Annotated in this window: 23 protein-coding genes; 16 read left to right on the forward strand and 7 right to left on the reverse strand. The window is 51.9% G+C overall.

The features are described from left to right. The first annotated feature begins 13 nt into the window (after window positions 1-13). Window positions 14-964, forward strand: a complete 951-nt coding sequence (locus tag CPA45_RS14200; RefSeq protein ID WP_422822038.1) for a L,D-transpeptidase family protein — start codon at window positions 14-16, stop codon at window positions 962-964. A 65-nt stretch (window positions 965-1,029) separates the two neighbouring features. Here the strand turns inward: CPA45_RS14200 and CPA45_RS14205 are convergent, their stop codons facing one another. Genes CPA45_RS14205 through CPA45_RS14220 form a run of 4 tightly spaced genes read right to left on the reverse strand, consistent with a single transcriptional unit; the run spans window position 1,030 to window position 4,663 of the window. Then, window positions 1,030-1,740 carry a response regulator transcription factor gene (locus CPA45_RS14205; RefSeq protein ID WP_244287612.1) on the reverse strand — a complete coding sequence of 237 codons (711 nt, stop codon included), beginning with the start codon at window positions 1,738-1,740 and terminating at the stop codon, window positions 1,030-1,032. Between the two features lie 27 nt (window positions 1,741-1,767). After that, window positions 1,768-3,339, reverse strand: a complete 1,572-nt coding sequence (locus CPA45_RS14210) for a PAS domain-containing sensor histidine kinase (RefSeq protein ID WP_244287613.1) — start codon at window positions 3,337-3,339, stop codon at window positions 1,768-1,770. After that, entirely contained in the window at window positions 3,339-4,007 is a 669-nt protein-coding gene (locus tag CPA45_RS14215) for a 2OG-Fe(II) oxygenase (RefSeq protein WP_096652536.1), read from the reverse strand. Before CPA45_RS14215 ends, CPA45_RS14210 begins: the two co-directional genes overlap by 1 nt. Next, complete coding sequence (locus CPA45_RS14220; protein WP_208858517.1) at window positions 4,004-4,663, reverse strand: CoA pyrophosphatase; 660 nt, start codon at window positions 4,661-4,663, stop codon at window positions 4,004-4,006. The genes CPA45_RS14215 and CPA45_RS14220 overlap by 4 nt, the downstream gene beginning before the upstream one ends. A 94-nt stretch (window positions 4,664-4,757) precedes the next feature. Between CPA45_RS14220 and CPA45_RS14225 the strand changes: the two genes are divergently transcribed. Next, window positions 4,758-5,333, forward strand: a complete 576-nt coding sequence (locus CPA45_RS14225) for an NUDIX hydrolase (protein WP_096652540.1) — start codon at window positions 4,758-4,760, stop codon at window positions 5,331-5,333. A 5-nt stretch (window positions 5,334-5,338) separates the two neighbouring features. On the opposite strand, the gene CPA45_RS14230 is transcribed toward CPA45_RS14225, so the two are convergent. After that, window positions 5,339-5,650 carry a YqfO family protein gene (locus CPA45_RS14230; protein WP_096652542.1) on the reverse strand — a complete coding sequence of 104 codons (312 nt, stop codon included), beginning with the start codon at window positions 5,648-5,650 and terminating at the stop codon, window positions 5,339-5,341. A 130-nt stretch (window positions 5,651-5,780) separates the two neighbouring features. Between CPA45_RS14230 and CPA45_RS14235 the strand changes: the two genes are divergently transcribed. The 14 genes from CPA45_RS14235 (at window position 5,781) to CPA45_RS14300 (ending at window position 23,885) form a co-directional block, all read left to right on the forward strand. Next, window positions 5,781-6,737 carry a sugar-binding transcriptional regulator gene (locus CPA45_RS14235; protein ID WP_096652544.1) on the forward strand — a complete coding sequence of 319 codons (957 nt, stop codon included), beginning with the start codon at window positions 5,781-5,783 and terminating at the stop codon, window positions 6,735-6,737. Between the two features lie 164 nt (window positions 6,738-6,901). Further along, window positions 6,902-8,224 carry an ABC transporter substrate-binding protein gene (locus tag CPA45_RS14240; protein WP_096652656.1) on the forward strand — a complete coding sequence of 441 codons (1,323 nt, stop codon included), beginning with the start codon at window positions 6,902-6,904 and terminating at the stop codon, window positions 8,222-8,224. Between the two features lie 82 nt (window positions 8,225-8,306). Continuing rightward, on the forward strand, window positions 8,307-9,197 hold the full coding sequence (locus CPA45_RS14245) for a carbohydrate ABC transporter permease (protein ID WP_096652658.1): 891 nt from the start codon (window positions 8,307-8,309) through the stop codon (window positions 9,195-9,197). Between the two features lie 31 nt (window positions 9,198-9,228). After that, a complete protein-coding gene (locus tag CPA45_RS14250) occupies window positions 9,229-10,083 on the forward strand; it encodes a carbohydrate ABC transporter permease (protein WP_096652546.1) in 855 nt (284 codons plus the stop codon). A gap of 11 nt (window positions 10,084-10,094) precedes the next feature. Further along, window positions 10,095-11,267, forward strand: a complete 1,173-nt coding sequence (locus tag CPA45_RS14255) for an ABC transporter ATP-binding protein (protein ID WP_096652548.1) — start codon at window positions 10,095-10,097, stop codon at window positions 11,265-11,267. Beyond that, window positions 11,264-11,944, forward strand: a complete 681-nt coding sequence (locus CPA45_RS14260) for an HAD family hydrolase (RefSeq protein WP_096652550.1) — start codon at window positions 11,264-11,266, stop codon at window positions 11,942-11,944. The genes CPA45_RS14255 and CPA45_RS14260 overlap by 4 nt, the downstream gene beginning before the upstream one ends. A gap of 67 nt (window positions 11,945-12,011) precedes the next feature. Further along, the gene (locus CPA45_RS14265; protein WP_096652552.1) at window positions 12,012-12,797 is read left to right on the forward strand and encodes an L-iditol 2-dehydrogenase; all 786 of its coding nucleotides are present in this window, start codon (window positions 12,012-12,014) and stop codon (window positions 12,795-12,797) included. A 7-nt stretch (window positions 12,798-12,804) separates the two neighbouring features. Next, entirely contained in the window at window positions 12,805-13,425 is a 621-nt protein-coding gene (locus CPA45_RS14270; RefSeq protein WP_096652554.1) for a nucleoside/nucleotide kinase family protein, read from the forward strand. Between the two features lie 36 nt (window positions 13,426-13,461). Then, a complete protein-coding gene (locus CPA45_RS14275) occupies window positions 13,462-14,949 on the forward strand; it encodes a mannitol dehydrogenase family protein (RefSeq protein ID WP_096652556.1) in 1,488 nt (495 codons plus the stop codon). Then, the gene (gene xylB / locus CPA45_RS14280) at window positions 14,949-16,439 is read left to right on the forward strand and encodes a xylulokinase (RefSeq protein WP_096652558.1); all 1,491 of its coding nucleotides are present in this window, start codon (window positions 14,949-14,951) and stop codon (window positions 16,437-16,439) included. Before CPA45_RS14275 ends, xylB begins: the two co-directional genes overlap by 1 nt. A 499-nt stretch (window positions 16,440-16,938) precedes the next feature. Beyond that, window positions 16,939-18,408 (forward strand): TolC family outer membrane protein, encoded by a 1,470-nt coding sequence (locus CPA45_RS14285; RefSeq protein WP_096652560.1) that lies wholly within the window; start codon window positions 16,939-16,941, stop codon window positions 18,406-18,408. A gap of 142 nt (window positions 18,409-18,550) precedes the next feature. Beyond that, window positions 18,551-19,828 carry an efflux RND transporter periplasmic adaptor subunit gene (locus CPA45_RS14290; RefSeq protein WP_096652562.1) on the forward strand — a complete coding sequence of 426 codons (1,278 nt, stop codon included), beginning with the start codon at window positions 18,551-18,553 and terminating at the stop codon, window positions 19,826-19,828. After that, window positions 19,828-23,013 carry an efflux RND transporter permease subunit gene (locus tag CPA45_RS14295; protein ID WP_096652564.1) on the forward strand — a complete coding sequence of 1,062 codons (3,186 nt, stop codon included), beginning with the start codon at window positions 19,828-19,830 and terminating at the stop codon, window positions 23,011-23,013. The genes CPA45_RS14290 and CPA45_RS14295 overlap by 1 nt, the downstream gene beginning before the upstream one ends. 197 nt (window positions 23,014-23,210) lie before the next feature. After that, complete coding sequence (locus CPA45_RS14300; RefSeq protein ID WP_096652566.1) at window positions 23,211-23,885, forward strand: hypothetical protein; 675 nt, start codon at window positions 23,211-23,213, stop codon at window positions 23,883-23,885. 36 nt (window positions 23,886-23,921) lie between these two features. Here the strand turns inward: CPA45_RS14300 and CPA45_RS14305 are convergent, their stop codons facing one another. Then, window positions 23,922-24,848 carry an alpha/beta fold hydrolase gene (locus tag CPA45_RS14305; protein ID WP_096652568.1) on the reverse strand — a complete coding sequence of 309 codons (927 nt, stop codon included), beginning with the start codon at window positions 24,846-24,848 and terminating at the stop codon, window positions 23,922-23,924. Window positions 24,849-24,914: 66 nt separating this feature from the next. Beyond that, the gene (locus tag CPA45_RS14310; protein ID WP_096652570.1) at window positions 24,915-25,526 is read right to left on the reverse strand and encodes a TetR family transcriptional regulator; all 612 of its coding nucleotides are present in this window, start codon (window positions 25,524-25,526) and stop codon (window positions 24,915-24,917) included. Window positions 25,527-25,586: the final 60 nt, after the last annotated feature.

Consider the following 25,586-nt stretch of genomic DNA (forward strand, 5'->3'; position numbering starts at 1 on the left):
ACCCATGACGAAAATGACGCGATACCAGCCTTTCCAGCGCATCAAGCAGCTATGTGTCACTAGCATTGCGTTAGGTGCTTGGCTCCTAGCGAGCACTACTGCGGCTAATGATGATAGCTCACCCAAAGGCCATTTTACGCTGCCTGAAGAGGGCAATATGGTTGGCCAAGTGTATACAGTGACCGCTGGCAATGAGGATACTCTGCTTGATATTGCTAGGGCGCATAATGTTGGCTACGAAGAAATACGTATGGCGAACCCCGATGTAAGCATCTGGATACCCGGTGAAGGCACGGAAGTCACCATTCCAGGTCAGTTCATCTTACCTGATGAGCCACGTACCGGTATTGTGATCAACGTGGCAGAGTTGCGGCTCTATTACTACCCAAAAGTGAGCGATGGCGAAGCGCCTAGGGTAGAAACCTATCCCATTGGAATTGGCAGTGATGCTTACAATACGCCGTTAGGCATTACCAAAACCACTATGCGTCTTGAAAATCCGGCATGGTATCCACCGGCTTCTATCCGTCGTGAAGCTGCCGAGCGGGGTGATCCGCCGCCTGCGGTTGTACCGCCAGGTCCAGATAACCCACTAGGTCAGTACGCTATTTTGTTGGACATACCAGGATATTTGATTCATGGCACAAATCAGCCAGATGGTATTGGTATGCGTGCTAGCCGCGGCTGTATCCGTATGCATTCTGAGGATATCGAATCAGTATTTTGGCGTGTGCCAGTGGGAACGCAGGTCAACATTATCGACGCACCCATAAAGGTAGGCTGGGGGGCAAGTGGCGATGCTTATGTGCAAGCTTTTACGGCCACCGACGAGAAAGCATTTGGTATGGAAACACTGTTAAATGTCGTCAGCTTGCTTGAGGAGCATAAGGAGGCAGGTGTCGACTATGAGCAGGTGCGCAACGTACTAGAGGAGGCCAATGGTCAGATTGTACCGCTAAGTTGATCAGACATACTGTACTGAGTTGGCTATTTAGTTAGTTTATTTGAGCTGGTTTATTTGTAATTAGTTTATTCGTCAGCAGTGAGGGGTGGAACCAGTTCCAGCGCCACTGCTTGACGCACTAGTTCTGCCAAGTTGGCGGCACCCATGGCTTTCATAGCTCGCAGCCGATATACCTCGACAGTTTTGCCGCTAATCTGCATATGCTTCGCAATTTCCTTACTGGTCATCCCTTCGGCCACGTGGGCGACAATGCGCTGCTCTTTTGGGCGCAGTGCTTGGTAGCGTTCTTGTAACATTATGCGCTGCTCACGTGATTGGCGGTGTAGAGCAGCACTGCCAAGCGCCTGCTGTACTACGTCGATAAGTTGCTGGTGATTAAACGGTTTTTCGATAAAATCAAAAGCGCCATTTTTCAAGGCAGCTACTGCCATGGGCACATCGCCGTGCCCTGTCATCATAATTATCGGAAGGGCTGCGTGCTGGTCAACCAACTGCTGCTGCACTTGTAGGCCGCTCATTCCTGGCATGCGTACATCCAACAGTAGCGCACCATATTCGCTGCTATTTGTGGATAGAAACAACTCGCCGTTGCCAAACGAGTGGGTAGCGAGGCCCACCGATTCTAATAGCCAGACGAGTGATTCCCGAAGTGCCTGGTCGTCATCGACAACGGCAATGGGAAGAGAAGGGGAGGTGGTTGAGATAGCTGTTGAGGTAGCGGTTGAGCTAGTAGTTGAAATAGAAGCAGCAGCCGGTTTAGTAATATTGCTAGGCACGGATGAATCCTTAAAATAAGTAGAGGGTCAAGTCCCTGCTGGAGCATATGGGTCACTACCTCGAGAAGCCTCGGCGCGTAAGATAATATCAAAGGACGCGCCGCTGAATGTGCCTTTTGGATTCAGAGTGAGCGCTCCGCCCATACTCTCCATTAGTGAGTGGCTGATGGCTAGTCCCATCCCTAAGCCCTCATCTCGAGTCGTAAAAAAAGCATCGAAAATGATATTTCGATGTTCAGGGGGGATGCCAGGGCCTTGATCTTCTACCGTTAGTGTCACTTGACGGCTATTGCTCTTATGGGCATGGAGCACTACTTGGTTTGCTCCAGGGTACTCTCGACTGGCTGTCAGTGCATTGAGGAGCAGGTTGACGATAACCTGCTCAAGGGCAATAGGGTCGGCGTAAATACGCGGTAGTCCATGAGGCAGCTGCTGAAGTAGCTGTATAGCCGCCTGTTTATATTGCCAGTCACATAGTTGGCAAGCCGCTATTACCACATCATCTAGCGCAATAGGGCGCACGCGGTGGCTGCGCTTGCGAACAAAGCTGCGCATATGACGTAGTCGCTGAGCTAGACGCTGCACCTGCTCATTAATACGTGATAACGGCAGCTGTAACGCCTTGGCAGGCAACTCTGGGGTTTGCTGGCACATGAAAAGTGCCCCACTGGTATAGTTAGCAATGGCGCCTAGGGGCTGGTTTATTTCGTGGGCAATGTTAGAAGCTAGCTCACCTGCAGCTGCTAGGCGGTTAGCATGAGCGATTTGTTCCTGGTGGCGCCGTGCCTGTGCTTCGGCTGCTTTACGTGCACTAATATCACGGTTGATTAGCGCAAAGTGCCCTGGCTCTGCTCCTCGGCTACGGTGGGCAAGCACCACGCTTAACACGGGGACTGAGGCGCTTGAGCCACGCATTTCCAGTTCGCCGCTCCAAGAGCCATAGCGCTCTACTGCGGGGAAAACCACGTCCTTGAGTAGAGTAAGAGAGCTCGCTTGATATAAGCGGTTGAGTGCTACCTGCATAGCATCTTTAGGTAATGAGAAGCAGCGGCGGGCGGCCTCATTCGCGCTAAATACGTGCTGATTGGGGCCTAAAAAAAGCACGTAATCCGTGGTGGATTCCACAACCTGTGCCAACCTCTCCCGGGTTGCCTCGGCATGAATACGTCGTCCGACATCCCGTGAAACGCATAAAATATCGATTAGTTCACCCGTGGAAGCATCCCGGCGCGTTCGGCTGGTAGTTTCAAACCATACGTAATGGCCTGCTTTGGCACGAAACCTATACGTCTGCTGATAGAAACCGTCGTTATAGTAGACCTGGGGAGACTTGTTTAACAGGTCGTTTAAATCGGCAGGATGAAAGAGCTGATACGCGGAAACGCCTATCAACTCGTCAGGCTCGTAGCCCAATAAGTCTCGTGCCGCTTGAGAGGCGTATAAGAAGGTACCATCACGGGCGTGACGGGAAATTAAATCCGTCGTGCTTTCCGCTAGCCATTGGTAGTGGCGTTTTTCTTCTTCAAGTGCGGCATTCCGCGCGGTGAGCATGGCAATCTTAGCGCGCAAGGCCGCGTTGTCATCAGCTGTCATAGTCATTAGCGCGCCGGGTCTAAGACACCACCCATCGAGGCGTTACGTCTGAACCAGCCTGCGATACTGGCACGGGGCTGCTGGGTGGGTAACACTTCGTGGGGAATAGTTTCAGATAAAAAACAGGCGAAGGTGCCTGCCTCTGGTACTACGCGTGCAACCTCCTGTTCAGGACTGTCAGGGTGGTAAATGATCATTTCGCCGCCGCCATCGGTAGGCCAGTTAGGATTTAAGTAGCTAACGGTTGAAATAACCCGATTGGCACGACCACGAAAACTATCCAGGTGGCGTTGGTAGAAAGCACCAGATGGGTAGTGGGCAAAATGCGCTTCGTATTCAAACAGGCCCAAAAACAGCGCTTGGTTAAGGGAGTGCTGAAGCTCGCTCATCGCGTTGAGATAGCGGCGCTGTGCTTCACTCTCTCTATCCAGCCAATGGATAGCATCCCCCCGAATATCTTTGCGAAGAAGGTGCTGCTGGCCACGACCAATGCCTGCTTCACTCAGCACATCATGTTCCGCCATATGCAGTAATTCACCATGCAGTGCGTGGCAAAGTGCAGGGTCGATAACATTTGCGCCTACATACCAGCCTTGTTCGACAAGCGCTTCTACCAACGCAGTGTGCGCAGCAGGTTCAAAAATGGGGGAGCTGTGGGCAGGTGAGGCGATCATTTGGGTGGTCTCGTAATAGGCGCGCGAGCTGACTTTGGCAGACGGCTGCTCCTTTCAGGAAAGTAGCGTAACGCTCCAGGAGGACGTTGATAGAGGTCGATAGGCATGCCAAGGCCGCTTGCGAGCAGCTCTACTAGCATCATGGCAGAAAGCCCCCAAATCACATGACCATCGATATTATAGCTGGGCACATAGTGGGCAACGCCATCTACTGTGATTACATCGGTATGGTTGCGCTTATCCGCTAAAAAGTGGCTTAAGGGAACCTCGAAAATAGCATCTATTTCAGATGGGTCTGCCACTAAGGGTAAATCCGGTGGAATGATGCCGACCCAAGGGGTAACACGGATGCCGTGAAGTGAAATTACATCGGATAACCGGCCCAGGGGTTGCACTAGCGCAGGTGCTAACGCAATCTCTTCCTCTGCTTCCCGCAGCGCAGTAGCATAAAGATCGGTGTCGCCAGCTTCACGTTTACCGCCTGGAAATGCTACTTGGCCACTGTGAGTTGTTAGGTGGCTTGCCCGACGGGTAAACAGTAATGTTGGTGCTGGGCGCTCGACAATCGGCAGTAACACCGCCGCTTCTGGCAGCGTAACGTGGTCTAACCGTTGAGGCGTGTGCTGTTGCAGCTGTTTACGTAGAGTCTCTAACATAGAGGTTCCATTTGCTTTGTTCCCTTTTACCCAGCCGCGGTGATCAACGTCAAGCGTGTTGAAGCCTATTCCCACAGCCGTTAGAGAAAACGCGATGAACTTTTGTAGTCAGTGCGGTGAAAAAGTCCGTTTTGCTGTTCCTGAAGGTGACGACCGCCCCCGCTACCTATGCGATAGCTGCGGTACCATTCACTACCAAAATCCGCGCATTGTGGCAGGTACTCTGCCTATCAGTGGTTCTAAAGTACTGCTGTGCAAGCGAGCGATTGCCCCACGTAAAGGTTACTGGACGCTGCCTGCTGGCTATATGGAAAATGCCGAAACCACTCAGCAGGCAGCCATGCGAGAAACCTGGGAAGAAGCCTTCGCTGAGGTCACGTTGGGGGAGCTATACACATTGATTGATCTGCCACATATCAATCAAGTGTATATGATTTTTCTAGCTGATTTGGTAGGCGGTTTTAGTGCAGGCCCAGAAAGCTTAGAGGTCGCTCTATTTGAAGAGCACGAAATCCCCTGGGACGCCTTGGCATTTCCCACCATTGAGCGCACTCTCCGTCATTATTATAGGGATCGTCAAAGCGGTGCTGGGCCTAAAGGTGCTAGCTACCCGCTACACATCAGTAAAATTACCCCCGACGACCGAGAACGCTACTTCGGCAGTGCTTAGACGTTTTAAAGATCAGCAAGTTGCCAAACGTCATAGGCGACTTCCTCGTAGGGGTGGGCAAGTTTTAAGGCTGCAATGGCGCCGTGAATATGTGCTTCATCGCACAATAACTCGACCTTGAACTCTTCCACCCTTTCTAATTTTCCGACCGAGCCGATATGCGGGTGAGCGCCTTCCATCGGGCGAAACTGCCCTGTGCCACGGGTTTGAAAGCAAACATTTTCATATGCACCGATACGCCCAGAGCCAGCTTCAAATACGGCTTGTTTGACGTTTTCGGCATCTTCTATGGGAACAAAAAAAGCAAGTTTGTACATATCAATCTACCTCGTAATTAATAAACTATAGCGACAGCGGAATAATTCTATCGTATCGGATAGATAGCGGTGGGGCTTAGTGGCGGTTTTGTGCGATAACATTTCAAATGATCAGGTAGTGAGTTAGTCCATGGATAAGTTCGAAGTGAAGCTTGATCAGGCGGCTAGAGCTGCCTGGATGTCGTATGTTGGCGGCATGACTCAGGATGAAATTGCCAGCCAACTAGGGGTTTCTCGGCCAGGTGTTCAGCGCCTTTTAGCGCTTGCCAGGCAAGAAGGTCTGGTAAAAGTCCATATCGACCACCCTATCTCTACCTGTATGGCATTAGGCAGCGCACTTCGCGACTATTTTGGGTTGGCGTATTGTGATGTTGTACCCGCTGATGGCCAAACACCTGAAAGTGCAGCGTATTACCTAGCTGTTGCAGGGGCCGAGCGGATGGCTCGGTTAGTGGAACGCAGCGACCCATTGACCCTGTCTCTCGGCACCGGGCGCTCGGTACGGGCCGCAGTAGAAGCACTTAGCCGTATCGAGCGGCCTCAGCATCGCTTTGTGTCTCTGGTGGGGAATGTGGCAAGGGATGGCTCTGCTAATCGCTATGACGCAGTCATGCTGCTGGCAGACAAAACAGGTGGTGAACGCTTTCTACTTCCCGCGCCTGTGGTAGCGGAGTCGTTAGTCGAGAAAGAGGCCATGCTGAAACAGCGTCTATTCAAAGCCATTGCTGATGTGGCACGAGAATCTGAAGCGGCTTTTATTGGTGTGGGGCGCATAGATCGCCAAGCCACACTCTTCCAAGACCACTTCATCAGCGAAAACGAACTAGATGAACTACTAAGCCTTGAAGCCGTTGGTGAGCTGTTGGGTTGGCCGCTGAATAGCCGTGGTGAGGTGATCGATTGCTCTATTACGCGGCGGGTGACTAGCCTGCCTCTGGAGAGGTTTGGAAAGCATCTTATGGTGGCAATAGCGGGGGGGCGCGATAAAGCGCCAGCGATTTTAGCTGCATTACGAGGTGGATGGTTAAAGGGGTTGGTCACCGATGAAATTGCAGCAAGGCAGATTGTTGAGATCATCTCTAAATAACCTGCATACTGCGATGCAATATGCAAGTTATTGAATGAATTAGCGTAAAGTCTAAAGCTTGAGGCTTTGCTTTTTTTTGCCTTCCGTACGATCATTTGTTCGATAGATGATCAATATGATCAAAGGCGACAATAATGCCAATATTTGCCAATGAGGAATGCTTTATGCGTCTCGCCCGCCATTTTCCTGTTACTACGCTAGCGGCTGCGATTGCTGTGGTCGGAAACGCGCACGCCCAAACTGAAATCACCGTTGCAACGGTCAATAACAATGACATGGTGATTATGCAGAGTCTTACCAGCGTGTTTGAAGAAGCACATCCTGATATCACTCTCAACTGGGTGGTATTAGAAGAAAACGTGCTTCGTCAGCGTATGACCACCGATATTGCCACGAGCGGTGGTCAGTTTGATGTGATGACCATTGGCACGTACGAAGTGCCGATTTGGGCAGAACGCGGTTGGCTGGAACCGCTGGATGGCTTGCCGAATGACTATGCTGTAGTCGATTTACTGGCTTCCGTACGAGATGGCCTCAGCTTAGATGGCACGCTTCACGCACTGCCGTTCTACGCCGAAAGCTCAATGATGTATTACCGCAGAGATCTGTTTGAGCAAGCGGGTATTGAGATGCCGGAGCAGCCAACCTGGGACCAGGTACGCGATTGGGCCGAACAGCTCCATGGCTCAGAAGAGGGAGTGGCGGGCATTTGCTTGCGGGGTAAGCCAGGCTGGGGCGAAAACATGGCGTTCGTCTCTACGCTAGTTAACACCTTTGGTGGCCGATGGTTTGATGAGCAGTGGAAGCCTGAGCTCAATTCCGATGCCTGGGTAAATGCCGTTCAGTTCTACGTCGATTTGCTGGGTAACTATGGACCGCCAGGGGCAAGCTCCAACGGTTTCAATGAAAACCTCGCACTATTCTCGCGTGGTAACTGCGCGATGTGGGTAGACGCTACGTCAGCGGCTGGCAAGCTTTATGATGAGAGTGAGTCTGATGTAGCAACTAACCTGGGCTTTGCGCCAGCACCTGTTGCTGAAACCCCTAAAGGTTCGCACTGGCTATGGTCCTGGGCGCTAGCGATTCCGGAGTCTTCCGAGCACAAAGAGGCTGCCCGTGAGTTCATTACTTGGGCAACGTCACAGGAGTATATAGAGCTTGTCGGTGAGACCAATGGCTGGACGAACGTACCGCCGGGTACCCGCGAATCTACTTATGCCAACGAACAGTATTCGGAAGCAGCGCCTTTTGCGGACTTCGTGCTTGATGCTATTCAGAAAGCAGACCCGACTGACTCGACGCTAGAACCAAACCCTTACATTGGAGTGCAGTTTGTGGGTATTCCTGAGTTCCAATCGATTGGTACGCAAGTGGGGCAGTCTATTGCTGCTGCGTTAACAGGTAGCAGTACCGTAACGCAGGCGCTAGAAGGTGCTCAGCGTGCTACCGAACGTACTATGCAACGGGCTGGCTATATCGAACGATAAAGCCAGCCAACGCCTGCTTATTGACAAGGCAGGCGTTTTATTAATGTTCCCTGGCAGGTCGGCTTTTTTTGCAGGTACTCCCATGAATAAAACACGTGCTTCTGGCCGCACAGTTGGCGGGCTACGAACGCTCACGCTTCAAGCACCCGCGGTAACGCTGCTGATGCTCTGGATGATAGTGCCACTGGGCATGACCATCTGGTTCTCTTTTCAGCGCTATAACCTACTAATGCCTGATATGACCGGTTTTGCCGGATTAGAAAACTACGAATATTTGTTAACTGATCCAGCCCTTTGGTCTGCTATGGGTACAACGCTACTACTGGTTGGCTGGGTGTTAGCAATTACCGTAGTGGGTGGCACGCTATTAGCGGTGTTGTTTCAGCAAGAGTTTGCAGGGCGTGGCATTGCCCGTGTATTAGCGATTTCGCCTTTTTTCGTCATGCCAACCGTCAGCGCCTTGGTATGGAAAAATATGATGATGCACCCTTCCAACGGGGTGTTGGCGTGGTTGGCTGAGTCGTTAGGCCTACCAGCGCTGGACTGGTTCTCTTCGTTGCCGCTGACCTCAATCATCATCATCGTGTCATGGCAGTGGCTGCCATTTGCGCTGCTTATTCTACTGACTGCCATGCAGTCATTAGATGAAGATCAAGTCGAAGCAGCGCGGATGGATGGCGCTGGGCCTATCGCTATCTTCTTTTTTATCACGCTGCCGCATCTGAAACGGGCGATTAGTGTGGTGATCATGATTGAGATGATCTTCTTGCTGACCATTTTTGCGGAGATTTTTGTTACCACATCCGGTGGGCCTGGGCTTGCTACAACCAACTTGGCCTACCTCATTTATATCCGCGCATTGCTTGATTTTGATGTGGGAATTGCCTCAGCGGGTGGCGTGATTGCGATTATTCTCGCCAATATCGTTGCCATTTTCCTTGTCCGCATGGTCGCTAAGAACTTAGAAGACTAACCCGATATTTGGGGGTCTTGGGAGCATTTCAATGACAACTCAACGTACTAGCAGTGCGCCACCGGCAGTACGCTCTCTACCCGTTAAGCAGCTGCTGCTGACATTGGTGGGATGGTCGATAGCGCTGATTATCTTTTTTCCTATTCTATGGATGGTGCTGACAGGTTTTAAAACAGAAACAGCGGCGATTGCTGACCCCAGTTTTATTTTCTCGCCCACGCTTGAGAGCTATCAAGCGGTGCAGGCCCGTTCTGGCTATGCCCGGTTTGCGATGAACAGCGTAGTGGTTGCGTTTGGTTCGACTTTTCTAGCGCTACTGATTGCGATTCCTTCTGCCTATGCCATGGCATTTTTACCCACTAAGCGTACTAAGGGCACGTTGTTGTGGATGCTGTCGACAAAGATGCTGCCGCCGGTTGGGGTGTTGGTGCCGATTTACCTGATTTTTCGTGATGTGGGGCTACTGGATACCCGCACCGGACTGATCATTATTTACACCCTGATGAATCTGCCCATCGTGGTATGGATGCTCTACACCTTCTTTAAAGATATGCCTAAAGACATTCTGGAAGCGGGACGAATGGATGGTGCATCAACGTTTCAGGAGGTGTTCTTCCTACTGCTGCCGTTAACTTTACCAGGCATTGCCTCAACGGGGCTGCTGTCGGTGATCCTGAGCTGGAATGAAGCTTTCTGGAGCCTCAATCTCACCTCCTCCAAAGCGGCGCCGCTAACGGCCTATATTGCTTCCTTCTCAAGCCCTGAAGGGCTGTTCTGGGCCAAACTGTCGGCGGCCTCAACGATGGCAATTGCTCCTATTTTAATCCTCGGCTGGATGACCCAAAAGCAAATGGTGCGCGGCCTGACCTTTGGCGCTGTCAAGTAAAGGAGTTCCTAATGGCAACCTTACAACTGAGTAATATTACCAAACGGTTTGGCGACACCGAGGTCATCAAAGGGATTGACCTAGAGGTCAATGATCGTGAGTTTGTTGTCTTTGTTGGCCCCTCTGGCTGCGGTAAGTCTACGTTAATGCGCATGATCGCCGGCTTAGAGAGCGCAAGCGAGGGCGATATTGTGATCGATGGTCAGCGTATGAACGATGTGGGACCAGCTGACCGTGGTTTGGCAATGGTGTTTCAAAGCTATGCGCTGTACCCCCATATGACGGTGGAAGGCAACATGGGCTTCAGTATGCGCCTGGCGGGAGTACCCAAAGAGGAGCGTCGTGCCAAGGTGCTGGAAGCCGCTAAAATTTTGCAGTTGGAGCCGCTGCTGGACCGTAAGCCCAAAGCACTTTCGGGTGGGCAGCGCCAGCGGGTGGCGATTGGTCGTGCGATCGTGCGTAACCCAAGCATCTTTCTATTTGATGAGCCGCTTTCTAATCTGGATGCAGCACTGCGGGTGCAGATGCGTATTGAGCTGGCGCGGCTCCATGAAGAGCTGGATGCCACTATGATTTACGTTACCCACGATCAGATAGAAGCCATGACCATGGCAGATAAAATCGTGGTACTTCACGATGGAGTGGTTGAGCAGGTCGGCTCACCCATGGCGCTCTATCATCATCCCCGTAATCGCTTTGTAGCGGGCTTTATTGGTTCACCAAAAATGAATTTCTTTGCGGTGGAGCAGCTTGCTGTTTCTTCAGACGGCGTTGTGGTTCGTCTCCCTGGCGGGCGATCTTGCACGGTGCCCGTAGATGGGCAGCAGCTGGCCGACGCTGAAGAACTTGAACTAGGCATCCGCCCTGAGCACCTGCTGCTGGATGAAAACGGCCCACTTAGCGGGCAGATCAAAGTGCTGGAGCGCCTGGGCGGACAAACCTCGCTATATGTCCAAATGGACGAATTGTTGATCACAATTATGGCGGATGGTGATGTGGCGTATCGGGTCAACGATACTGTGCGGTTTGGTTTTTCACCTGAGCGTGCCCACTTATTTGATGCGCAGGGGATAGCGTTAGAGAGCCTTACACAGCATCCGCTTGCAGGGCTCACCCGGCACGATAACCGTGCCCCTGGTCAGGCCGCTGTACATGGCGCTGTCTCCCCAGGTGAGCAAGTATGAAGGCGCTTATCTTTGATTGTGACGGCGTGTTGGTGGACAGCGAAGCCCTGGCCGAAGAGACCTTGGAGGTGTACCTAAGCCAATGGTTGCCAGACCTGGATATTCCTACCTTACTGGGCCAGGCACTAGGGATGACGACGGCCAATATATTGCGTTACCTAGCACAGCGCAGCGCTTACCAGCTGCAGCCTGATGCTGCCGAGCAAATAGATACAGCTATTGAAGCGCGCCTTGCGCAGGAACTGAAAGCAATTGACGGCGTACAGGCAGCAATAAGTGCTATCCACCTGCCTAAAGCGGTTGTTTCCAATAGTCGCCGTAGCCGCGTACTGGCATCGCTAGCCAGTACTCAGTTAGCAGAGGTGCTAAGTGATGCGCCTATTTTTACCGCCGAGCAAGTGGCCAACCCAAAACCAGACCCCGCCATCTATCAGCTAGCAGCCACCACGTTGGGGTGCGCGCCTCGTCGGTGTTTGGTCGTGGAAGATAGTGTCGCGGGGGTTACTGCCGCTCACGCCGCAGGTATGTGTGTGATTGGCTTTATCGGGGCGAGCCATCTTGATGGCCAACAAGCTTCGCGACTAATAGATGCCGGTGCCTGGCGAGTGCTGCCCCACATGCAGGGCCTCAATGCCCTGGTAAGTGAGTGGCAAGCCAGTCTATCTGCTGAGCCTTAACAGCTTCCTGCACAAGCAATCCTAAGCAAAGCGATCCTAAGCAAAATAACGATAGATAGAGGTGATGATGAAACTGTTCAATAAGCGTGCAGTGATCACCGGTGGCGCACGCGGTATAGGGCTAGCCATTGCCCAGCGCTACTTGGCAGAAGGTGCCTGTGTTGCTGTGGCTGATATCGATACTGCTGCCATTGACGAGGCCGTTGCGACGCTGCAGCAGGCCGCAGATGCCGAGCGGGTAATGGGCATTGTGCTCAATGTATGTGACCGCAACTCTATTAGCACCATGGTGGAGCAGGTGACTCAGCGATTTGGTGGTATCGATATTCTGGTCAATAACGCGGCAGTATTTGATATGGCTCCTGTGCTAGACGTCAATGAGGAAAGTTTCGACAAACAATTTGCTGTGAATACCAAAGGCCTGTTTTTTACCTTGCAAACGGTTGCCCGCGCCATGGTCAACCAGGGGCAGGGGGGCAAAATAATCAATATGTCTTCTCAGGCCGGGCGGCGGGGTGAGCCATTGGTCAGTGTTTACTGTGCCACTAAAGCCGCTGTGATTAGCCTTACTCAGTCTTGCGGGTTGGACCTGATCAAGCATGGCATTAACGTCAATGGTATCGCGCCGGGAGTGGTGGATACGCCCATGTGGGCTGAGGTCGACGCATTGTTTGCTCGCTATGAAAATCGCCCGTTGGGCGAGAAAAAGCGCTTGGTTGGCGAGGCCGTTCCATTTGGCCGTATGGGGCTGCCTGAAGACCATACCGGGGCGGCGGTGTTTCTTGCCAGCCAAGATAGCGACTACGTGGTCGCCCAGACGCTGAACGTCGACGGCGGCAACTGGATGAGTTGATACCCACATGATCCCTGATCTTGCGACATTAAGCTGTCAGCTAATCCAAGCAGCTGATGGTAAATCGCGTTACCTAGTGGCATTAGCAGGCCCTCCCGGGGCAGGTAAGTCCTATCGCAGTGCACTGCTATGCGATGCCATAAACCAGCACTTGCCTGGACAAGCTGTCGTAGTGCCCATGGATGGTTATCACTTCGACAACGCTGTGCTAGGGAGAGAGCAATTACCGGTAAAAGGGGCGCCGCATACCTTTGATGTCGACAGCTTACGCCATGATTTGCTACGCATTCGTGACGGAGAGAAAGCTGTTGCAGTCCCCGTGTTTGACCGGCCTCTTGATCTTGCCAGGGCGGGTGGGCGGTTGATTACACCTGCCCATCGCATCGTGATTGTTGAAGGTAACTACTTGCTACTTGACCAAGCGCCTTGGTGCGCGCTTCTCCCCCTATTTGATTGGACGCTATTTATCGATGTTGACGATAGCGTGCTGATTGAGCGGTTAATCAATCGCTGGCTGTGCATGGGGAAAGACCATGCCGGTGCGTTAGAGCGTACCCACCACAAAGACATGCTTAACGCACAGCTAGTGAAAACCTACAGCTTGCCACCCGACCAGCGTTGGCTTTAGGCGCGCTTCATCCAACACAAGCCACGGAGATTGATGATGACCCAGCTTAATAACCACAATGTGGGCAACCTCAGCGCGGCGATCGAAACACCCCGTTATGATCGGCAGGCCGTCACAGCGGGTATTGTACATATTGGAGTAGGGGGCTTTCATCGCGCGCACCAAGCGATGTATTTGGATGCGCTGATGAATCAGGGCGAAGCGCTTGAGTGGGGTATTGTCGGTGTCGGTGTAATGCCCAGCGATAAACGCATGCAGCAGGTGCTGACTACTCAAGACTGCCTTTACACACTGATCGTAAAGCACCCCAATGGTGATTATCAGCCCAGGGTTATTGGCAGCATGGTCGATTATCTGTTTGCCCCGGATGACTGTAATGTCGTTATCGAAAAAATGGCGGACCCGTCTATTAAGATTGTTTCGCTCACGGTGACCGAGGGCGGTTATAACGTTCATCCCGTGACAGGGGAGTTCAATCTAGCTGACCCGCAGGTACAAGGGGATCTTGCGCATCCAGATACTCCTTCAACAAGTTTTGGGTTAGTAGTCGAAGCATTGGTACGTCGCCGCTCACGAGGCATTGCCCCTTTTACGGTGATGTCCTGCGATAATATTCAGAGCAATGGTGATGTCGCCAAACAGATGTTTAGCGCCTACGCTCATGCTCGCAGCCCTGCATTGGGCAAATGGTTGAGTGACAACGTTGCTTTCCCTAATGCCATGGTTGACCGTATTACACCGGTTACCTCGGCTGTCGATATTGAAGAACTTGCGCAGCGATTTGGTCTTGACGATGCCTGGCCGGTAGTCTGTGAACCGTTTACTCAGTGGGTAGTGGAAGATCACTTCCCTTTAGGTCGCCCCGCGTTAGCAAAGGTTGGCGTGCAACTGGTTGACGATGTTGAACCTTATGAGTTGATGAAGTTACGGCTATTGAATGCCAGTCATCAAGCGCTGACGTATTTTGGCTACCTAGCTGGCTATCGCTATGCCCATGAGGTATGCCAAGACCCACTATTTGTAGAGTTTTTGCTGGGGTACATGCGGGAAGAGGGGGCTCCAACCCTGGCGCCAGTGCCGGGGGTCGACTTGGAAACGTATCAGCTTACCTTGATTGAACGTTTTGCCAATCCGCAAATTAAAGACACCTTGGCAAGACTGTGCGCCGAAAGCTCGGATCGTATCCCCAAGTGGCTGTTGCCCGTAATTCGTCAACAGCTAGCTCAAGGAGGGGAGATTGAGCGCAGTGCTGCTGTCGTGGCCAGTTGGGCGCGCTATGCCGAAGGTGTCGATGAGCAGGGGGAAGCCATTGAAATTGTCGATCGCCTGCGTGACTCGCTGATAGCGATTGCCGCCAAGAATCGAGTTCGCCCTGCTGCGTTTATAGAGAATCGTGAGCTATTTGGCGATTTAGCCGACCAGCCACGCTTTTTAAATGCCTACCTCTCGGCATTGAGCTCTCTGCACGAACATGGCGCACGCGCTACCCTTGAAGCTCTGGTCTCGTCCAAAGGAACGGTGTGATGTATATCGGGGTAGATTGCGGTACTCAGAGTACCAAAGTGGTCGTGGTTGACGTGGAGCGCGGTACTATTCTTGGCGACGCCAGCCACCCGCATCATTTGGATGAGGCTGAGAATGGTCGTCGGGAACAAGCGCCGGCCGAGTGGCTGGTAGCGCTAAAAAGTGCTTTCTCCCAAGCTATCGAGCGAGCGGGTATCAATGCGAAGCAGGTGCGTGGTATCGGCGTATCTGGCCAGCAACACGGTATGGTGGCGCTGGATGCACATGGTGACCCGGTCTACCCTGCCAAGTTGTGGTGCGATACCGAAACCAGTGCACACAATAGTGACTTAGTGGCCCGCTTAGGCGGAGAGGCTGGCTGTTTAGAAAAATTGGGTCTTGTGCTGCAAACTGGCTATACCGCTTCCAAAGTAGCTTGGCTTCGAGAGCGCCATCCTAATGCTTATCAGCGCATCGCGACGCTGCTGCTACCCCATGACTATCTCAATTTCTGGCTGACTGGTGAGCGAGTCACCGAAGCGGGAGATGCCTCAGGTACGGGCTACTTCGATACGCGACAAAGATGCTGGCAGCGCGAGGTATTCGCTGAAATTGCCCCTGAATTAGACCCAGACAGGGTGCTACCTCGGCTACTGGAAGCTCATGAGCCGGCTGGTCTGGTGCGCCCAGTAGTCGCCCAGGAGCTTGGGCTAGGTGATGACGTGATGGTGTCATCCGGCGGCGGTGACAACATGATGGGGGCGATTGGTACTGGTAATATCATTCGTGGGCTTGTTACGTTGAGCTTGGGAACCTCCGGCACCGTATGTGCATACTCACCCAACCCCGTAGTGTGTGACAGTGCCATGGTGGCCAATTTTTGTGCTAGCCACGGGGGGTGGTTGCCGCTTATTTGCACCATGAACGTGACGTCGGCCACCAGTCGAGTCCGAGACCTGTTTGGGTTGGATTTGGCAGAGTTTGGTAAGCAAGTGGCGAAAGCACCAGTTGGTTCAGAAGGTGTAACAGTGCTGCCGTTTTTTAATGGCGAGCGTGTGCCGATGCTGCCCGAGGCCAAGGGTGATTTTCTTGGTTTGTCCAGCCTTAATATGACCCAGGCAAACCTTTGCCGTGGAGTGATGGAAGGCGCCACCTTTGGCCTGCGTTACGGCCTGGAGTTATTAGGTGATTTAACCGCGGGGGCAAGTCAAATTCGGCTGATTGGTGGCGGGGCAAAAAGTTCAGTGTGGCGGCAAATGGTGGCGGATATTACCAATACTCAGGTTATTTGCCCAACCGTTACCGATGCCGCTGCCTTAGGTGCTGCAATTCAGGCAGCTTGGTGTGATTTGAACACGCAAGGTGTCACGCTTGAGTTACTTTGTTCCCGCTTGGTACATTTGGATACAGGATCCCTAACTGACCCTGATTCTGAGCATGTTGATGCCTATCAGGTGGTTTATCAGCGCTATCGCGAGGCTCTAGCTCAGCGTCATAGTATGCAGCCATAGTCAGTATTCAATCATAGTCAGTACTCAATCATAGTCAGTACTCAATCATAGTCAGTACTCAATCATAGGCAGTACTCAATCATAGAAAGTGCGTAGTCCTAGACAGTACTTAGTCCTAGACAGTATTCAGTAATAGGGAGCATCAGCATGTGGTGGGCACACATCTTGGCCCAGCTCCTCATTAACGAATGGCTCTGCGCTTCTCGGCCCCACCGCATCACCACTCATTCAATTATCACCACTAGCTCGATATTGCTCTTGCCTTGCTGAGGCTAGTCGGTGCTGTGGGCTAAGGTGAGAAGCTAGTGAGAGAAATGAAAAAAGTGCCTGCTCACTATGCTTTGGGCTAAAGTAAGGAAGTGTTGACTTGACAAGTGGGCTGTCCACATAAATTAACGAAGTTCAAGTCTGGCATACATACATGAATGTAACTATAATGCCTTCCTTCTGAATGGCATACCTGTTGCGCCATCCTGCGCTGATACCTAGAGGCAATTCCATGCGACTGGCACATTGGGCAGTCAATGCCCCTTTTCGTCCCCTGCTGTTAGCAGTGCTTACATCTTCTTTCATACTGCCTGCTCAGGCGGCAGACTTAGTTACTATCACGCGAGATGCGCTGAGCAATAACGCTGCGTTAGCCTCGGCGCGTGCTGAGTTTTCCGGTGTTGAGGCTGCTCGAGATGTAGTTCGCGGAGGACTGCTGCCGCAGGTTAATGCCTCGGGTAATGTTGTTCACAACCGCCAGTATGAAAGCCAAGCTGCTGCTAGGGGAGGCGCTACTGTTCCAGGGTCAGAAGCGCCGGTTGGCGGGATCAGTGATGACAGCTTCAATACAGCATCATTGTCACTGGAAGCCACACAAGCGCTGTTTAATGCAGTTACTCGTCAGGAAGTGAACCAGTCTGAACGCCAAATCGATCAGCAGCTGTATTTATTGGCGGCCACCGAGCAACAATTGTTGATTGATGTGGTTGGCGCCTACTTTGATATTCTTCGTGCTCACGAGATTTTAGATGCTCGTTTTGCTCAAGAGCGTGCGATTGGCCGCCAGTTGGAGCAAGCCCGCGAGCAGTTTGAAGTAGGGTTAATTGCGATTACTGAAGTGGAAGAAGCGCGGGCAAGTTTTGACCAGTCCCGGGCTGATCGCATTGCTGCTGAAAGTAATCTACAGGTGGCATTTGAGCTACTTGAACAGCTCACCGGTCGTCGTTACGCCACTATTGATGCTTTAGGGGATATGCCGGTTGCTCTGCCTTCACCGAGTAGCCGCGATTACTGGGTAGAACAGGCAATTGAGCGCAACCCTCAGGTGCTGGCGCAGCGTGCAGGTATTGAACTCTCCAGGGCTGGTGTTGAGGTTGCCCGGGCAGGGCGCCTTCCCAGTGTCCAGGCGTTTGCCAATTATCGGTATGCGGATAGCGACAGCAGTGTGGTAAGTGGTCACGACTCCTCAAGCCAAGTGGGCGTAACGGCTAATCTCCCCATTTATACCGGCGGCAGCACGAGTGCGAGTATACGCCAAGGTACCTTCCAGCTTGAGCGTAGCCAGTATGATTTTGAGTCGCAGCGCCGTACTACAATTCAGCAGGTTCGGTCACTGTATACCCAGGTGAGCAATAACGTCGAAACTGTTGAAGCACGGCAGCAGGCGATTGTTTCTAATCGTAGTGCACTAGAGGCTACCCGCGCAGGCTATGAAGTTGGCACACGAAACATCGTAGATGTACTGAATGCAGAACAAAACCTCTATAACGCTATCGCCAATTTTGCTGAGGCTCGCTACGACTATGTGGTGAACTTACTGGCACTGCGCCAACAGTCAGGCCTATTAGATGTTGCTGCTATTGAAGAGGTGAATGCGTGGTTAACCGGTGATCAGGTGAGTTTTACGCTTCCTGACAGCGGTGATGTGGATGCCTATCAGAGGGCAATGGATATCGGTGCCCCGCCTACTCCGGACGCTTAGCTTTTTATAGTGCCAGCGATTCTCTAGGGCTACAGGTCCTAGAGGACTGCGCTTAACGCCAAAATACCTACTTAGCGCTAGGCTAAATGAGCGCTGTGTTGCTATCCGTCAATGTTCAAAAAGATGCATGGGAATTCGACGTATGAAGAAAATGATTCACTCGACTAGAGCGAGTCTAGTGACGCTGATAGCTGCACTGGCACTTGCCGCCTGCGGGCAAGATCAGACTCAAGGAGCCCCGGCACAGCAACAGGAGGCACCGCCTCATGCTGTAGAAGTCGCAGAGGTGGTCCGCCAGGATATACCGCTGAATAAGTCTTACCCGTCACTATTGCGTAGCGATAGTGAGGTAACGCTGGTGGCGCGGGTGAGCGGCTTCCTAGAGGAGAGACACTTTGAAGCTGGCCAGTTAGTGGAGCAGGGTGACCGGCTTTACACTATTGAGCCTGATCTCTATCAGGCTACCGTTAATCAGCGTGAGGCCGATCTGCAAAGCGCACGCGCAGAGCAAGCCCGTGCCCAGCGTGATGCGCAGCGTTTTGAACAGTTGTTGAGCCAAAACTCAGTTAGCCGCCAGCAGTATGACCAAGCCCTGGCGGAGCAGCGCGTTGCCCAGGCGAGTGTTGCCCAGGCGGAAGCCGCTCTCACCAGTGCTAACCTCGATTTGGGCTATGCCAATGTTACAGCTCCAGTATCAGGGATGATCAGCTTAAGCCAAATTAATGTTGGTAACTTGGTGAGCCCTGGGTCGGAGCTTGCCACTATTACGCCATTAGATCCCCTTGAAGTGCGCTTTCAACTGCCCCAACGGGATGCATTTGAGCTTCGTCGCCAGCTTGGTGAGGGGGGCAATGCTTCTGATATTTCCGCTAATCTTACCATCCCAGGATTAAGTGGAAGTAGCGGCTCGGAGCTTGTAGGGCAATTAAACTTCCTCGGTTCACGAGTGGATGCTGGCACCAGTACCGTTCAGGCGTCTGCCAGCTTTGCTAACCCTGATGGTGCTGTTTTACCTGGTCAGTTTGTACGTGTACGTCTTGAGGGTCTGAAGCGTTTTAACGTCATTGCTGTGCCAGAAATTGCTGTCACTCAGGGGCTTATGGGGCCACGTGTATTTGTACTGGACGAAGAGAGCAAAGCTCGTGAGCGTACTGTTCAGTTAGGTGATGTAGCAGGTCCGTGGCAAATCATTGTCGATGGTCTTGAAGAGGGTGAGCGTGTGGTTGTGGGTGACCCAGCAGGTGTCGAACCTGGTCGGATTATTGAGCCCAAGCGCTTTGACGGCAATGCAGAGCAACTGGTGGAAAGCGTTGAGCAAGCCGAAACCCAGGAGCAGCAAGCGCAGGCCGAGGCTGCCGCTGCGATGACCGAAGATGCTGGCGATATGTCAGCAGATGAAGGGGAAGAGGGCGCGCAATAATGAATTTTTCCAACTTCTTTATCAGTCGTCCGATTTTCGCCACAGTATTGGCGATTATTCTGACACTGGTAGGCACTATGGCGATGCGGATACTGCCCATTGAGCAGTATCCCAGCGTTGTGCCTCCCACGGTCTCAGTGCAAGCTCAGTTCCCAGGGGCTGATGCTGAAACCGTGGCACAAACGGTAGCAGCACCTCTGGCTGAGGCGATTAACGGTGTTGAGGACATGCTGTATATGACCTCAAACAGTGCCGATAATGGCATTATGAGCTTGAGCGTAGCGTTTAATATCGGTACTGACGGCGATATTAATACCATCAATGTGAACAATCGGGTTCAAGGCGCACTTTCACGACTGCCTGAAGCGGTGCAAGCTCAAGGGGTAAGAGTTGAATTGCGCTCTGACTCCATTCTGATGCTAGTTGCGTTGACGTCGCCAAGCGGTGACTACAACAACGTTTACATGCAGAACTATGCCACTCTTAATATTCTTGATGAGCTACGCCAAGTGCCAGGCGTTGGTAATGCTGAGGTATTAGGTGGTGGTGAGTTCGCCATGCGCATCTGGATGGACCCTGACAAACTGGCTCAGTACGATCTAACGCCTAGTGAGGTAGCCAGTGCTATCCGCGCACAAAATACAGAAATTCCAGCAGGGAATTTAGCCGCTACACCGCAAAGCGACCCACGCGCTTATACCTACACTATTACTGCTGGTGGGCGCTTATCTGATACTGCTGACTTCCGTAATATCTACCTGCGTACCAATCCAGATGGCTCCTCACTGCGCTTGGAGGATGTTGCGCGCATTGAACTAGGCGCCTCGTTCTACGGCATTGATGCTCGGTTAAACGGCGCTACGATGACGCCGATTATTATCAACCAGCAGCCGGGAGCTAACGCTCTTGCAACGGCAGAGGCAGTGCGTTCTACGATGGAAGAATTGGCGGTGCGCTTTCCGCCAGGGCTTGAGTATGTGACACCCTACGATACAACGCTGTTTATCGATGCTTCGGTGGAAACGGTACTCAAGACCTTTATCGAAGCCTTCTTAATCGTTATCGTTATTCTGTTTATTTTCCTGCAAAACTGGCGTTTTACAGTGATTGCCATGTCGGTGGTGCCAGTGTCGGTCATCGGTACGTTTGCAGGCTTCTACCTTTTTGACTTCTCGATCAACTTGCTAACGCTGTTTGCCCTCGTGTTGTCGATCGGGATAGTGGTAGACGATGCTATCCTGGTGGTTGAAAACGTTGAGCGTGTACTTAGTGAAGACGAGGATATTAGTGTCCGTGATGCTACTATTCGCGCTATGAAAGAGGTGGGCGGCCCTGTTATTGCCACATCGCTCATTATGGCGGCAGTGTTCGTGCCAGTAGCTTTCATGGGGGGCTTTACGGGGCAAATTTATCAGCAGTTTGCGATTACGGTGGCAATCTCAGTAGCGCTCTCTGCGTTAATGGCACTGACGTTTACACCAGCGCTTTCAGCAATTTTCATTAAGCACAATCTGCATAAGACCAAGCAGTCTGCGTTTAAGCGCGCAATCACCACGCCGCTACGTCTGTTTGATCGTTTTTTTGCAGGATTCACCGCGGTATATATGTGGTTTGTGAAAAAGTTGGTGCGGTTTTGGGTCTTGGCGCTCGCTCTTACTGTCGCAACGGGTATCGGTTCCTACTGGCTGTATGCCAATACTCCATCAACGCTAGTACCTGAAACCGACCAGGGTATTGTGCTAGTGAGCGTATCTCTGCCAGATGCTGCGTCGCTTGACCGTACCCAAGACTACATGGCTGACCTGAGCGCTGCTATTGAAGATATCCCAGGGGTTCAGTACTCATCGGCAGTGGCAGGCTATGACATTTTGTCGAGTGCGGTGAATACAGCGCGTGGCATTATATTTGTGAATATGCACCCATGGGCTGAGCGCGATCTCACTGCCAACGAATTGGTGGGGCATATTATGGAGTTGGGCGCGAGTATTGATGGTGGCTCTGCCATGGCGTTTAACGTACCGCCAATAATGGGACTGTCGACAACCGGTGGTTTTACCGGCTATCTACAATCCTTTGATGGTGCTTCGCCGCGAGAACTTTATGAAGCCTCGCTGCAAATTATGGGGGCCGCTAATCAGCATCCGGCATTGAACCAAGTATTCACAACCTTCAATGTCAACGTGCCTTCTTTCCGCGCTGAAATTGATCAGCAGAAAGCACTTAGCTATGGCGTAGCGCTGGAAAACATATCATCAGCACTCTCCAATACTTTTGGTAATGGCTTCGTTAACTTCTTTAGCTACCAAAACCGTAACTTCCAGGTTTATTTGCAGAACGAGGATGAATTCCGCAAGACGCCTGAAGACATTAATAATGTATATGTGCGGGGAGGTAATGGTGAACGCATACCGCTCTCTGAATTCGTTACCCTTGAGCGGCAAGTGGGTCCTTCTGTAGTTTCGCGATTTGGGGTTTACGCGGGAGCGCAATTCCAAGGTGGCGCTGCACCAGGATATAGCTCTGCACAGGCTATTGAAGCGATGGATGAAGTGGTTTTGGAGACCCTTGGCCCTAACTGGGGGATGGGGTGGACAGGTACGGCTTATCAAGAAGCAAACCTAGGCAATACCGCGATGTTGGCGATTGTCTTCGGTATTATGATGGTCTTCTTGATTCTAGCGGCTCAATATGAAAGCTGGTCGCTGCCTTTAGCGGTACTCACCGCTACACCTTTTGCCTTCTTGGGTGGCATCGGGGGGATTGCACTGCGGGGACTTGATACCAGTGTTTACGTCCAGATTGGTATGCTGGTGGTTGTTGGTTTGGCTGCCAAGAATGCTATCTTGATTGTTGAGTTCGCCGAGTTGCAGCGAAAGGAACTGGGGAAATCTATTCGTGAGGCTGCCATCACTGCGGCTGAACTGCGCTTTCGTCCGATCGTTATGACATCCTTGGCCTTTATCTTTGGTACCTTACCCTTGGCGTTGGCCACCGGTGCCAGCGATGTCAGTAGCCATCATATCGGTACGACCGTTGCGATGGGGATGGCTTCGGTGGCGATACTGGGTAGCCTTTTCATCCCGAGCTTCTATGCCATGATCGCCTCAGTGTCTGACTGGCTCTATCGTAAGCGGCACCCTGACCATCAGGCCGAACCGCCTGCGCTAGAGCACGACGCGCAGTAACCATAAGTAGGCTATAAGCGGGCACCATGAGCGTGGTGCCCGTTTTTTTATGCCCGCATGATATAGGGCAAGGCAGCATGCCACACAGAAGCGTAATGTGGTCTACGCTAAAAGAGACCACTGTTTTCAGCTTGCACTAATAAAGATAAACCCAAGTGAAAACATCACCAGGCTCATTGTCTGGAGGAGGACATGCCATGCAAACATTAACGTCTGCTGCTCTGCAATTTCCTACAGTTGTTTTGACATTCTTACTGGCTCTAGTCGCGCTTTATTGGCTGCTTGTGCTTGTCAGGTTGGCGCCTCTTGAGCTATTTGAGCGCGATAGCCTGCGTGACGACCATATGGCGAGTACATTGGTTTCATTAGGCTTTGCTGGTGTGCCTGCGACGCTGGCGCTGAGTTTTCTAGTGCTATTTGCCGGGGCTATAGCGTTAGCTGCTGAAATAATAGTGCTTCGTTGGCTCTCGCTGGGCATGCTAAGAGTGCCAGTGGGTGTATTGCTGCTATGGGTATCGTTCTCTGTTGCGTCTCCCATTGCAGCAGCAGTGTGTCACGGGCTGCAGCGCGCCCTACATCGCTACCAGCCTTTCAAACGCCGCTGTTTATTGGGCGCCACTGTAATAGTGGCTGAGCGGCAGGATAGCGAGTATGCACTCGCGGAGTTGGTAAATGAGCCAGGTAGTGTGGTTAGGCTGCACTATAAAACCGACGAAACTCCTCAGGCAGGCGAGCGGCGAGTATTAGTTAAATACTTGGCTAAAGAAGGCGCTTACCGCAGTGTAGTAGAGCAGCAGTACTTAGATACCCGAGTACGCTTAAGTAAGTTACGCCTACACCGTAAGCATCGGTCGAACGGCTATTCCACATAGCTACGCTGGCACTATCAAGTAACCGATGAGGTGTGCTTACTGACTAAAGAACCGCCGCCACTGCTTCATTAACCAATATATTGGTGATGCAGCAGTGGCAGCGCGATCTGGAGAGTTATACGAGTGAAGTGAGGTGTCGAGAAACTGACGAATAGGGATTACTTGTTCCGCTTGGTTCAGCATTGGTGCGTGGCCGCAATTGGGTACAGTCAGCACCTTAAGTGAAGGCTGGACTTCGGCCATGCGTGGTAATGTTTCGGCATCTAGCAGGGTAGACTCTGCGCCGCGGATTACCATCACCGGGCAGCGAATATTCTTCCAGGCTGCCCAAGTATCACGTGGCGTGTCGTGGATAAATTGCTCACCGATACGTGGGTCAAAATGATAGGTCCAGCTACCATCTGGTAGGCGCCTAGCGCTATTAAGTGCCAGCTCTTGCCACTCCTTTTCCTGGGTAATTCCAAAGCTTGCATAATGCTGCTTTAGCTCTGATTGTAGGTCAGGAAAACTGCTAAAACGGTGGGCAACGCTGAAATAACTGGATAGCGCAATCAAGCCCTGCTTGTTAAGCTCTGGCCCAACATCGTTGAGAATAAGTCGATCTATGCGTTGACTGTGTTGCGGGTCGGCCGCTAATAACATGCCTAATAGTCCACCCATTGACGTGCCTAACCAATTGGCCTGTTGCACTTCGTAGTGGTCCAAGATGGCAAGTGCTACCGTTATGTAATGGCTATAGAGGTAGTCATGGGCAGGAAACAAAGACCAGCTTGAAAGGCCTCTGCCTGGAGTATCCGGGGCAATAATACGCCATTCGCGGCCCAACTGTTGGGCTAGTGCTGAAAAGTCGCCGCCATGGCGAGCAAGGCCATGCCATGCCACCAAAGTGCGTGAAGCCGTGGGATTCCAAATGCGCACAGCAATATCCAGCTCGCGAACGCGTACAAACTCTAAAGCGTCCATAGATTACTCCTAGGCGTATGATGCTATCAGTATAGGAGTATTGCTGCGTTGCAGCTAAGTTGTGTATTAGCGCTGCATTAAATAAATCAATGTATCGATCATTTCGCCACCACGCTCACGAATTGAAAACGCTTCTGGCGTGCGCAGCCAATCGTGAAATAATCCACCTAGTGTCGATTGCATCAGGCGTGCTGCTAGTTCGGCACTTAAACCCTCGCGTAGCAGCCCCTGGTCATGGGCAAGTTGGAACACAGCTAGCATCCCATCAAGACACTCTTCACCAAATTTCTCCTGCATTTCAATTGGGTTGATGTCGCTAAAGAATTCACAGCGGTGAAGCAGAATGGAGAGAATACGTTGACGGGAAGGTTGTTCTAAGTGATTAAGCCCCGCATGGCAGGCCAAGCGTATAGCCTCAAGTGGTGAGATATCGGTATCAGCATTGTTGACCTCTTCCACCAATGACTCGAACGGCATACGAACACGCTCAACCAGTGCCATGAAAAGGTCAGCTTTATTTTTAAAATGCCAGTAAACAGCACCACGGGTGAGGCCTGCATGGCGTGCAATCTGTTCAAGTGATGTACGGGCTACGCCTTTTTCGAAAAACACCTCTTCAGCAGCATTCAGCAGCGCTTCACGAGTAGCGGCGGCTTCTGCTTTGGTTTTTCTTGCCATGGAAACGTAACCTCATTAATCGATACGGACGTGCACATTTTATCTGATTACGGCAGGTTT

The sequence above is a fragment of the Vreelandella nigrificans genome, assembly GCF_002374315.1.
In the GTDB taxonomy this organism is placed as follows: Bacteria; Pseudomonadota; Gammaproteobacteria; order Pseudomonadales; family Halomonadaceae; genus Vreelandella; species Vreelandella nigrificans.